The organism is Zarconia sp. (genome assembly GCF_057467645.1).
In genome coordinates this window covers 1-12,206 of record NZ_JBRJXU010000107.1, presented here as the reverse complement: position 1 = coordinate 12,206, position 12,206 = coordinate 1, and the positions used below count along the sequence as shown (strand labels likewise).

Genomic DNA, 12,206 nt, shown 5'->3' with positions numbered 1-12,206 from the left:
AGAAATACGTATTGCTGTACGATATCTGAGATTGTTGATGGAATGGTATCTTGGTTAGCCTGAAAAAAAATACAGTAAAGACTAATTCTTTAGAAGAACGCCTGCAGATTCACGACCTCAGAAAAGATGATGGGGCGATCGAGTTTGTCGATGGAAAAGATGTAATTTGCGGATTAACTGCTAACCCGAAGTCTCTGCCTCCCCGATATTTCTATGACGATCGCGGATCGCAGTTATTCGAGCAAATTTGTGAGTTACCGGAATATTACCCCACTCGCACAGAAGCCTGGATTTTAGAGCGATTTAGTCATGAAATCGCTCTAATGACAGGGACTTGCGAATTAGTTGAACTGGGGAGTGGGAGTTCGACCAAAACTCGCTTGCTGTTAGATGCTTATCAAAGTTTAGGAAATGGGTTGAAATACGTCCCGATTGATGTGAGTGGGAGTATTTTAATCGAAAGCGCTCGCGACTTACTTCAAGAATATCCTTCATTATCCGTTCGAGGATTGGTTGCCACCTACGAGCTAGCCCTTGCCCAACTCAAACCAACATCCTTATTCTCTCGGACGATCGTTTTTTTGGGAAGTACGCTCGGAAACTTGACCCCACAGGAGTGCGATCGATTTTTCTCGCAAATCCTTGATGCCTTGGATGTGGGTGAATATTTCTTGCTCGGAATCGATTTACAAAAACCCAAACAGATACTCGAAGCGGCTTACAATGACGAGCAAGGGGTAACCGCCCAATTTAATCTCAATATGCTGGAGCATTTGAATCAGCGCTTTGCCGGTAATTTCGATTCTAAACTGTTCGAGCATTGGGCGTTTTATAACGAACGGCTTCACCGAATTGAGATGCATTTGCGGTGTTTGCAAGCCCATACCGTCTACCTGAAGAAACTAAATCTGGAGGTTGAGTTTGAGACCCAGGAGACGATACTGACTGAAATTTCCCGTAAGTTCGATTTGGAGGTCATACAAGAAGAACTTCAAGTTAAAGGTTTTAAACCGCTGGCAACCTGGACCGATCCGAAACAGTGGTTTGGTTTGATACTTTCTCAAAAGTTGTAACTCCAACATCCGATCGGCGCGGCTGCATATCAATTCGCGATCGCGATCTCGTCTCAATGACAAATTCCTTGAAAAACTACGATGAATAAATTCACATCGATTTCATCCCCTCACCTCGCAACCTGCGATCGCGAAGGTCTTTTAAACTACTTTGAGAATTCTTGGGAACTCGAAGAAGTTCTGATGAAAAGTCTGGTGGGAGAAGATACGTTTTATATTAATCCCGACTCTCTCAGAAATCAGCTGATTTTCTACTTAGGTCACTCCGCTGTCTTTTATATCAATAAACTCATTCGGGTGGGATTATTAGAACGGCGCATTCACCCCGAGTACGAAATCCTGTTTGAGATGGGGGTCGATCCGACGACCCCCGAAGAACTTGATGAAGCCATGCAAGATGTACAGTGGCCGCAAGTAGAAGATGTGTGGCGATATCGAGACAAAGCCAAGGCAGAAGTTGTTGAAGTTCTCCAAAAAACACCCCTCGATCTTCCGATCGCTCCAGATCGTCCCCTGTGGGCATTGATGATGGGGATGGAACACAACCGCATTCATTTTGAAACCTCTTCGATGCTCGTCCGACAGTTGCCCGTCGAACGGGTGGAACGTCCGGAATCTTGGCAATATGCAGCCACTCATGGCGATGTCTCCCATAATGAAATGATTCGGGTTGCCGGTGGAGTGGCCGAACTGGGCAAACCGGAAGATGACCCCAGCTACGGCTGGGATATCGAATACGGCAGTCGAAACGTGGAAGTTCAACCCTTCTTAGCCAGTCAATATCTCATCAGCAACGGAGAATTTCTCAAGTTTGTGGAAGAGAAGGGCTACGAGAATCGAGATTTTTGGGACGAAGAGTCTTGGCATTGGAAGACGAAATACAACATCAAGCATCCTAAATTTTGGATACCTAGTAATAGAGGTTACAAGTATCGAGCGATGTTTGATGAAATCGATTTGCCCCTTGACTGGCCCGTCGAAGTCAATCATGACGAAGCGATGGCTTACTGTCGCTGGCGGGGTCGGGGAATTCGCTTAATGAGTGAAGCCGAGTGGAAGGTGGCGGCTGCGAACTGCGAGGAAGATAAGGACTTCAATCTCAATGTCAAATTTGGTTCTCCCAGTCCTGTCGGTGGTTTAGAAACAGCTCAAAGTCCCGCTGGACTTTACGATATTCGAGGGAATGTTTGGGAATGGTTAAGCGATGATTTTCAACCGCTACCGGGGTTTAAGACCCATTACCTTTACGAAGATTATTCCGCCCCATTCTTCGATACTCAGCACAAAATTATGGTGGGTGGATCTTGGGCGAGTACGGGTGCTTATGCTTCGACTGCCTGTCGAAATTGGTTCCGCCGCAACTTTCACCAACACGCAGGTTTTCGGATCGCTCGAAATTTAGGATCGGCAAAATAGATATGAAAAAATTTTTTGATTTCTGTTTTGAAATGTCATGAATTCTTCTAGAAAAAACTTAGAGTAGGGAAAAGCTATGAGTGCAAAGAATGGTTATTCTTGAAAAGAATACGTCATGGTCTTGATTGATTCCCACCGAATTTACAACCAGGCGCGAACCACTTGCAAACTACCTCCAGCATATAACGTGCGATCGCTCTTTTGAAAGCCAACCGCTGACAGCAAACCCACCAAATCTGTCTCGATCAGCTGCCACGCCGTTTCCGTTTCAAATAACCACAAAAATGCCGCCAGTCCGGGCCAAAATAAGGGATTTGTGGGTTCGTGAAAATCGATGAAGGTAAATACGCCATTGGGTTTGAGAACCCGAGAAACTTCCCAGATAATTTGTTGCAATTGGGTGGGGTTCATCTCGTGGAGGGCGACGCTGGTATGCACGATATCGAAGGCATTATCGTCGAAGGGCATCTGCTCGGCAAACCCTTCCACGTAACGGGCTTCGGGCACGTTTTGCCGCGCGCGTTCTAGGGCGCGGGGGGAAGCGTCTAACCCCACTACGTCGCGAGACTCCCCCACCAAAAATCCGGTGACCTGGGCGCAACCGCAGCACAAATCGAGAATTTTGGCATCGGGGGCAATGGTTAGATTTTGGAGGGCTAACTGGCGAAAACGGCGCTCTCCACCAACTCCCAGGGCGGCAATCTTGGATATGCCGTTATACATCCACTCGTAACGATAGCTCCAGTCTCTTAAAAGGGTCGCCACAATTTAAAAAATAGGTAAATATACTTGTTTTAAAAAATTAATTTTAAATATATCACGAATTTAGATTTTGAATAAAAGCCAATGTTTACGAGGAAGATCGAAATGCGATCGAGCTTGAAAATCAGGCATTTTGAGGTTGACAAAACGATAAAAAAAATATAAATTATAAGTCAAAAGCAACCCAAAAAAAGTGCCTTTTATTCACCCATTTTCTCGCTCGAATGGAAAAGCGTGCCACTTCTTCGATTAAAGAGATTAATGCAGCCATCGAAAGCGGCAACCCATTTGAAGGGAGAGCCACTGTCCGAGAACCAGAAATTTGGGGTATAAATTGCCCGGATTTAGAAACGTTCAACCAACGAGCAACCGATCGGGTGTGGCCAGAAATCGATCGGGCCGAGGGTGGGGGTCATCGCATTCGCTCCATGACGGCTTTGGGTAGTTCGGGCATGGGAAAAAGCCATTTTCTCGGTCGCCTTCGCCATCGATGTCGAACTCGCGGCAAGGGATTGTTTCTCTACGTCAACGCCCAACATTTCACCAATCCCAATACCATCCGCTCCTCACTCTTGTACGCCATCGTCAATAGCCTCAGATATACCGGGTCTGGCGGGGTGATGCAGTGGCAAGAACTGGCAGCTTTTTGGGTGAATCGAGCCTTATTTTTCGCTCAGCCGGATTCGACTCATTTAACCCCTCAAAAGTTGGTCCGCAAACTGACCAATCGCTCCTTAGCTCAGAATCAATTGTGGGTGAATCAGGTCACGGAAATTCTGTTTAAAGCCCAACCGGAAATCGAAAATCCCGATTTAATTCGGGCGATGGTGTGGACGTTGTGCAACGATCGCGCTCCCTTTGCCCGCAATTGGTTGGCCGGACGCCGGCTGGCTCAGTGGAAGCTCGACGAGTTAGGATTGCCGGATCTGAGTGGGGAGAATAGAGAATCGGTCGCATGGGAAATGACCTTGCAAATTCTGCAGGCGATCGGGGATTATTCGACGGCGCTGATTTGTTTCGATCGACTCGACACCGACGAAGCCCAAGAAACCCCCAACCGAAAAGAACAAGCGATCGCCTCTTGCGTGGATCGCCTCTGCGACAATCTCCGTCAAAAAGAGCGGCGCTATGGGGTGGTTCTGTTAAGCGTGATGACACCGGCGACTTGGTACGAGAAAATCGAGCCGTTGTGGGGTAAGCGTCGCGCCATGGGGGGAGCCGAACCCATCGAACTCGATACTCCCGACTCGGAGACGATCTCGGCCATCGTCGCCCAATGGCTGCACCCGTTCTACAATCGCCACCGCCTCATCCCCCCGACCCCCGTCTATCCCTTCGATACCATTCAGCTCCAAGCGCTGATGCGGGAAAACCTCAGCCTCACCGAGATAATCGAATGGTGCGAGGCAAATTTCAAACCCGTGGAAGTCGATCCCCTCGAACGGGTGGAGGAAGCCTTCGATCGCGCCGTTGCCAACGATTGGAGTGCTGCCTTCGAAGACGATATTGCCATCGCTGCGGCGTTATCGTTCACTTTACAAGCCCTCGTCGGACAAACCGTTGCCGGGGTAGAAATCGAGGCGGTTTCCGATCGGGTAACCCCCAGACGCTTCAATCGCAATTATATCGATTTTAAAATCCTCGGTCGCCAGCACCATCGTCCCGCGGCTATTGGCGTTGCCGCGATCGGAAGCGATCGCCCTCAAACGGTCGGGGCGGCTCTCAAGCGGCTGATACAGTGCGATCGCCTCGGGTTAACCCGCGCCTGTTTGATTCGCGCCTACTCGAAGCCGATTCCCTCCCATTGGCAGGCAAATCGCGATTTGAAAGTATGGCTCGATCGAGATCGAGGAAACTGGCTCGATGTTACCCCAGAGGCGATCGTGCCGTTACTCGCCCTGCATTCGCTCGCGGTGCACCGAGAGACCCATCAGCTAGAGAGGGCACAAATTACGGATTTCGCGCGCCAGCATCGGGCGATCGCCGAGAACCCTCTAATTGCCCAAATTTTGAGATCGCCGGTTGCCTCCACCGCTGGGAACACCCGACTCGAGCCTGCCGATTCATCCCCAGAGATTTCCCCAGAAGCCACCCAAACCGCAATCGAACCCAACCCGTTCGGAACTGCTTTTTCCCCCTATCCGAGTTCTTCCCAATTGCATCCGTGAAGGGTTTCGATCGGCCTCTATTGCTGATACGATCGACTGAAATTATCGTTTGGGGAGATTATGAAACTATTGGACTCAAAGGGTCGCATATTTGGCAAAATTAGCATCCTCGATCTCGGTGCGGCCCTGGTCATCCTCATGGTCGTGGTGGGCATCTTCTTCTTTCCCGGTACGTCGGGTTCGGTGGCGCAAAATCAACTCGCACCGACGACCAAACCTGTGGAAATCAAAGTCATCGTGCGCGGGTTGGGCGTTCTCTACCCAGAAGCTCTCATCGCTCGCCTCAGAGATACGGGAAAAACGAATATCGTCATCCGCAATCAACCCTACGGTACGGTGGATGTCAAATCCGTCGAGAAGGTGCCCCGCATCCTCGCCATTCCCCAACCCGATGGTTCCGTCAAAGCACTTCCCGATCCCAGAGATAACTTCTACAGCGTCAATCTGATGATTACCTTGGGGGGCAATGCCACAATTACCGACGACGGACCGGTGCTGGGTAATAGCAAACTCAAAATCGGCACCCTGATCGAATTGGAAGATGAAATGTATAACTTTAATGCCAGTACGATCGATGTAACCGTGCTTGACTAGTCGTCGATCGCATTAACTGTAGGGGTCAAGGGCGCAGCCATTCCCGAGGAGCGAGAATTTAATCCGGTGTTCGATTTCATCGGTAGACCGATTCCTCTGTTCTCCCCTCTCGAGAGGTGTTGGGGGTGGGTTAAGTATGATGCGCATTGCACAAATGATTAAATCCTCATTCCATAGGGCAAATGCGACCGTATAGCCTGCGGCAAGGCTGCGCGCTTAACCCCTAACCGATCCAACACATCACGAATATCAGAAAAAAGCGCGATCGCCCCATCCAAATTCATGGTTGGGGCAATTTTTGTCACAACGGGTACTCGCAGGTGCATAAATTTGCCAACACCGATACCTATAATCCCAATAAGAGAGCATACTCAACCGACAATATGGTTCCAATTCATCGATACTCGACCATCGTACATATCGATCCGGCTGATGCGGGAACGGGATACAAATATCGGCAAGTTCCAGTAGCTAAAGGCTATTTCGATCGAGGTTATCCAGAATTCAAAGGAGAAACAGAACTCTCAAAAACCGAAGATATCAAAATTCAAACTCGGCTGCTGTCACAGATAGAAAAAGCCGTGGAAAAAGGCGAAAATCTCGATCTCGTTTTGGCAAAATCCGAGGCAGCAATCTGTCTGCGCTGCTATCTTTCTCACGCAGTTTTGTCGGCTTGTCAAGAATTGTTTTTAAAATTTAGCGATCGGGGGACTCGGTTTCAGTTGCAGGAGTTACTGGCGCTAGTTTTAGTGGATGAAGCAAAGCCGATCGAACCGAGAAATCAATCGGTTACATTCTACCATTCCTTTCAGGTTTTACAAGACTATTTCAAACGAGATCGCAGCCAACGAAAAAGTTTAAATGGCTGGACATATTTACGCACCAGACAAAGCGATCTAATTGAGAAATTTTTTCTCTCCTGCGGTTTGTACTTCAATACCTACTGGAGCATTCTCAACTCCACATCCGTCAAAGAATTAGAGAAAATATTTCGAGAGTTTTATAACGTTTCTGCCACTGCCATCGTGCATGTTTCCGATGCAGAAATTCAACGAGCTGGGGCAATTTTAGAAAGCTATCATAGGATTTATCGAGGCGATCGGCGCAAAAATCGTGCCTTCGGACGCTGCCAACCCCCCACAGAAAATCAACAGCAGCGGATGGTGGCGGATTTACAAGCAAAATTTGGATTAGAAATTGACGAAAACCTGTTAATACAAGAATTGCAAGGGATGGCGCAGCGGTTGCGGGAGTACCGAATTTATTGCGAAAATCCGATGACGGTTGGCACTTCTCTAGATGCAGTCAATCCGGTAACCGGACGGGAGAAATCCGAAGAAATTGCCGACCCTCAGACCTTAGAAAATTCAATTTTAGAAGAAACCCAAAAAAAAGAGAACTTGCGCGATCGACTGCAAGATTTTTTACAAGATAAAACCCTGAATAGTTTAGATTGGGGAATCGAGCGCGCTTTTGTGGATATTATCGCCTCCCTCAGCCGTCGGTGCGCTCATTTAGCTGATGCGATTAAACCGGCATTTCAATTATTTTACTGCCAGAAAAAATCTCAAAGTGAAGTCGCCAAAAAACTAAAAATTACTCAATCTCAAGTCAGCCGCAACATCAAACCCCTCGCCCCCAAATTATTCGATCGCACTCGATATCGAACCCAAGAAAAACTGCTTCAAACCATACTCGAGGGAGTTCGCGGTTGGCAAGTGGTGGAAAATCCCCAACAGCGCGACTATTTCGATAACTTAGTCCAACAGGTTGAAAGCTTTTTATCCGCGCAGATTTTTCTGGAAGCCGAAGCCCAACTCGGAGATTCCAGAACGCGCACCCAAGAGAGTTTGTACGTGCGACGACTGTGCTGGTATCTGTGTCAAACCCGAGAGAAAATGCCCCAGACAGGAGAGAACTGAAAATGGATGCCAACCCCTTACTATTTGATGCCAATTTACCTGCCACGGAAATTATCGAACTCGATCCCGAAGATTTCGATCGCGCTGGGAAAATCACCGATCGCCTCACCCAGAATATCGACGACGAAACTCAAGCATGGCAAATCTATCTCAATACCCTAGCCAGTTTGGGGTTTCAACGATGGTTGCCAAGCCGAATGCCCGATATACCCATCGAAGATTTAAACCAAAATGTAGATGGGATCGGCTACCTGAAAGTGGGGGAATTTACCCTAGCCATTTTGGCGATTGAAGATTCGATCGAGTCAGTCGTGTCTATTCCCCAAAGGGCGATCGAGATACCCGAAAATACCGCTCATTTTTACGTTGCGATGGAAGTATTAGAAGAAAGACAACAGGCAATCGTCCGGGGATTTTTGCGATTCGATCGCTTGACTCAATATCGTCAAACTCAAACCATTTCCCCCGATGAGGGTAACGCTTATCCGATTCCCTTTGCCGAATTTGAATCCAATCTCGATCGCCTGCTGCTAAATTTGCGCTTTCTTACCCCCGCAGCCATTCCCTTACCGATCGCTCAAACCACCAGAAAATCAGCAGTAGAACCCCCCGTAGAACCAACGATTCAACTGCGCCAATGGTTGGAAAACGTCTTCGAGGCGGGGTGGCAAGCGGTGGAAACTCTCGTGGTTGGCGATGGTAACTGGACGCTGGCGGTGGCAGCCGGGGCTAACCGAGAACCGGGAGTCAAACGGGCAAAACTGCTCGATTTTGGCATGGCTGTCGATAATCTTCCCCTGGCGTTGCTGGTGGCGGTTGCCCCGGAAGCCCAGGAGAAAGTGGGGATTCGCATCCAAATCCACCCCGCTGGAGAGGGGCGATATCTGCCACCAGATTTATGTTTGGCGATGCTGTCCCCAGGAGGCGAAACCGTCCAGGAAGTGCGATCGCGCCAGCAGGATAGCTGTATTCAACTCAAACGCTTTAAAACTAAGCCGGGGAAAGGTTTCCGGGTGCGCGTCGGTTTGGGCGATCGTAGTGTCACCGAAGCATTTTGGGTGTAATGGACAATTGACAACGGGTCAGCTGCGGTGGTCTTTCCCGACTCTATCCCTCATTTGAAAAAAGATAACGAAATGTTACTTAGTTTTTCATATATGAGACGCAGCGGGGAGGTCTCGACTAGTTTTTAAACAGCAAAAGGCTCGAGTTCAACACGAGTCGCTAACCCAAAACAATCGAATTGATTGACAAGGAGATATAAATGCTTGACGCTTTTTCTAGAGCCGTAGTCTCAGCAGATGCGAGCACCTCGCCCATTGGCGACCTGAGCGCACTCAAAGCATTTGTTGCCGATGGTAACAAGCGCCTCGATGCCGTGAACGCCATTGCCAGCAACGCCAGCTGCATCGTGTCCGACGCCATCGCCGGTATGATTTGCGAAAACACCGGTTTGATTCAAGCCGGCGGCAACTGCTACCCCAACCGTCGCATGGCCGCATGCTTGCGCGATGGTGAAATCGTTCTGCGCTACATCTCTTACGCGCTGCTCGCTGGCGATGCATCGGTTCTAGACGATCGCTGCTTAAACGGTTTGAAAGAAACCTATACCGCTCTGGGCGTGCCCGCCACCTCAACCGTGCGCGCCGTTCAAATCATGAAAGCATCTTCGACGGCTCACATCGACCAAACGAACACCGAAGCCGCTGGTGGTAGCCGCTATCGCAAGATGGGTGCCGCTGATGGAGATTGCTCGAGCCTGATTGCTGAAGCAGCCGGCTACTTCGATCGCGTTATTGCCGCTCTCAGCTAAGGGACTCACCGGTCGATGGTCTACCCATGGAGTCATCGGGGTTGTTCAATCCTGGCACTCTGAGGGGTATCTGATTCGAACGCGACTCCCAAAGCGATCGCCTCTGATGGTGCGATCGCCTTGAAATCAAAACCCGAGCACATCCAATCTGGAGCATAAAAAAAAATGAAATCTGTTGTTACCACCGTTGTGACCGCTGCGGATGCAGCCGGTCGTTTCCCGAGCACCTCCGATTTAGAATCCGTACAAGGTAGCCTGCAGCGCGCAGCCGCCCGCATGGAAGCCGCCGAAAAGCTCGCCGGCAATCTCGATCAAGTCGCTCAAGAAGGCTACGACGCTTGCATCAAGAAGTATTCTTACCTCAACAACGAAGGTGAAGCCAACTCCACCCAAACCTTCAAAGATAAGTGCTTGCGCGACATCAAGCACTACCTGCGCCTAGTGAGCTACTGCCTGGTCGTCGGCGGCACCGGTCCTTTGGACGAATGGGGCATTGCCGGACAGCGCGAAGTCTACAAAGCTCTGAATTTGCCCACGGCTCCTTACGTTGCGGCCCTCTCCTTCATTCGCACCCGCGGTTGCGCTCCTCGCGATATGTCGGCTCAAGCCCTCACGGAGTACAACGCTCTTCTCGACTACGTGATCAACTCCCTGTCGTAAGAGGGTTCAAGTGCTGGAATTTTCCAGTGCTTTCATGCTTCGCGAGCGCGAATCGATTCGCGCCCGCGAAGATTTTCCACAGAACTAAAAATCCCGCATCTGACGGTGGAGTCTCAAAACCGTCCCTCGGTGCGGGGTTTCTATTTCTCTAGTGCAGCGCCGCAGAAATATGGTTATATGCAGTCGTATTCAGACACAAGAGACCGCGAGCTGGTGGAGCTGGGGGAGCTGGGGAAGAAAGATCGAGCTCCGCTCATGTTGGAGCGGAGTGTCCTAACCGCACTCAATACAGCGATAACCACCCAGGTCTCAACGGGTGAAAGCTATATACAGCAAGCATTTTTAATTTTTAATGCCTGCCTTTTTAATTCTGCGTAGCAGCACGAGGAGCGAAGATCTCGTGACCCCTCAAATTGAAACTCAATCGCCCTTGTCGAACGAGCCCAGTCGAACGAGCCCATTGAAAGATTAAATTGAAAGACTAAACATGAACTTCGAGCGCATGTCTCCTATCCCCTTAGCTCCGGTTGCCCCACCTCAAAATTGGATTCGGATGGGGGTGATGTGAATGGATCGACGATTTGCCAACATTTTCGGGTTAACAGAAGAGCAAGCCATCGACCTGCTCAAAACCTCGAGCGACCGACCCGAGGATTCCTCCGACCGCTACGTCGCCGTCTCTCATTTAGCCAATTTTCCCACAGAGCGCTCCATTCGCGCCCTGATCGAAACCGTTGACGATCGCAACCCGGCGATGTACCATCGCATTGCCCGTCGCAAAGCCGTGGAAAGTTTAGGACGATTGAAAGCTCAAGCAGCAGTGCCGGCGATTCGAGCTTGTTTGAACGATGAGGATTGCTATACCGTTGAGAATGCCGTGTGGTCTCTTGGGGAGATCGGTACCGAGGACCAGAGCATTTACGAAGACATCGCGCGACTGCTGACGCGACCGGGTCAAAACTATCGAACCATCATCCGAGTTCTTTCACAATTCGACTACAAAAATGCCCTCGAGCGGGTGGAAAGATTAACCGATGCGGAGGATGAAACCGTCGCCGGTGCGGCGATTGCGGCCGTGGCTCGCTTGAGTGGGGATTACAGCCGGATGAACCGAGTGCTCGAGGGGTTCGCCCATGGCAACGTCAACGTCCGACGGGCGTCGATTCAAGACGCGGTGGATGCTCGATATTACGATGCCATCCCCCACATAGCCAAGTGTCCGGTGTCGATGGTCTTTCGCTTGCGAGGTCTGCGCTTGCTCGCACAGATGGGAATGGACGCCGACCGGTTCGATTTTGCTCACATCGAACCCGAACTCGACCGGGTGGTGCGAGACCGTCCCAGTGAGTTGGCTCTGGTGCACGAATACGATCGCCCTCCCTCTTTAGAGTTTGTCATCGGCGAACTTTACCAAACGGATTTCGGGCGGTGTTATTTGGCATGCCAAACCCTACTCGATGTTTACCCAGACCAAGGGGTGGCGGCGTTGATGAAAACCTTTGAAGAAAAAGCCCAGAACGATTACGGAGCCCATTACCACGTCGTTAAATTATTGGGTGGGTTTGGGTGCGCTCGCAGCTACGACTTTTTGGTCGAACGCATCCTCCACGACCGGGCACCGCAATTTCAAAAATCCCGAGGGGCGGCGGCGATTGCGTTGGGAGAACTTGGGGATGAACGAGCGATTCCGATTCTGCGAGAGTGTTTGCAGACCCCAATTTTCCACCTTCAATATGCCTGTTTGATGGCTCTCGAGCAATTGGGAGATACTTCGGCTCGAGAAATTGCCGCGACTGAT

The 12,206-nt window shown here is 50.0% G+C and carries 10 protein-coding genes; 9 read left to right on the top strand and 1 reads right to left on the bottom strand.

Features of this window, described 5'->3' with window-relative positions:
• Positions 1–50: 50 nt before the first annotated feature.
• Positions 51–1,073 carry an L-histidine N(alpha)-methyltransferase gene (gene egtD, locus AC2215_RS16155; RefSeq protein ID WP_486811020.1) on the top strand — a complete coding sequence of 341 codons (1,023 nt, stop codon included), beginning with the start codon at positions 51–53 and terminating at the stop codon, positions 1,071–1,073.
• A gap of 81 nt (positions 1,074–1,154) precedes the next feature.
• Positions 1,155–2,489, top strand: coding sequence for a 5-histidylcysteine sulfoxide synthase (ovoA, locus tag AC2215_RS16150; protein WP_486811019.1), 1,335 nt, complete (start codon positions 1,155–1,157; stop codon positions 2,487–2,489).
• Between the two features lie 141 nt (positions 2,490–2,630).
• Here ovoA and AC2215_RS16145 read toward each other — a convergent pair whose 3' ends face one another.
• On the bottom strand, positions 2,631–3,254 hold the full coding sequence (locus tag AC2215_RS16145) for a class I SAM-dependent methyltransferase (RefSeq protein WP_486811018.1): 624 nt from the start codon (positions 3,252–3,254) through the stop codon (positions 2,631–2,633).
• Between the two features lie 221 nt (positions 3,255–3,475).
• Between AC2215_RS16145 and AC2215_RS16140 the strand changes: the two genes are divergently transcribed.
• The 7 genes from AC2215_RS16140 to cpeY form a co-directional block, all read left to right on the top strand.
• Positions 3,476–5,419: a hypothetical protein gene (locus tag AC2215_RS16140; protein ID WP_486811017.1), complete on the top strand. Its 1,944-nt coding sequence runs from the start codon at positions 3,476–3,478 to the stop codon at positions 5,417–5,419.
• Between the two features lie 60 nt (positions 5,420–5,479).
• Entirely contained in the window at positions 5,480–6,013 is a 534-nt protein-coding gene (locus AC2215_RS16135) for a DUF4330 domain-containing protein (protein WP_486811016.1), read from the top strand.
• A gap of 383 nt (positions 6,014–6,396) precedes the next feature.
• Positions 6,397–7,935 carry a hypothetical protein gene (locus tag AC2215_RS16130; protein ID WP_486811015.1) on the top strand — a complete coding sequence of 513 codons (1,539 nt, stop codon included), beginning with the start codon at positions 6,397–6,399 and terminating at the stop codon, positions 7,933–7,935.
• 2 nt (positions 7,936–7,937) lie between these two features.
• Positions 7,938–8,999 carry a DUF1822 family protein gene (locus AC2215_RS16125; RefSeq protein WP_486811014.1) on the top strand — a complete coding sequence of 354 codons (1,062 nt, stop codon included), beginning with the start codon at positions 7,938–7,940 and terminating at the stop codon, positions 8,997–8,999.
• Positions 9,000–9,199: 200 nt separating this feature from the next.
• The gene (gene cpeB, locus AC2215_RS16120; RefSeq protein WP_486811013.1) at positions 9,200–9,748 is read left to right on the top strand and encodes a phycoerythrin subunit beta; all 549 of its coding nucleotides are present in this window, start codon (positions 9,200–9,202) and stop codon (positions 9,746–9,748) included.
• 165 nt (positions 9,749–9,913) lie between these two features.
• A complete protein-coding gene (gene cpeA / locus AC2215_RS16115) occupies positions 9,914–10,408 on the top strand; it encodes a C-phycoerythrin subunit alpha (protein WP_486811012.1) in 495 nt (164 codons plus the stop codon).
• A gap of 568 nt (positions 10,409–10,976) precedes the next feature.
• Positions 10,977–12,206 (top strand): C-phycoerythrin alpha-cysteine-82 phycoerythrobilin lyase CpeY (gene cpeY / locus AC2215_RS16110; protein ID WP_486811011.1); only part of this gene is annotated, 1,230 nt, incomplete at its 3' end.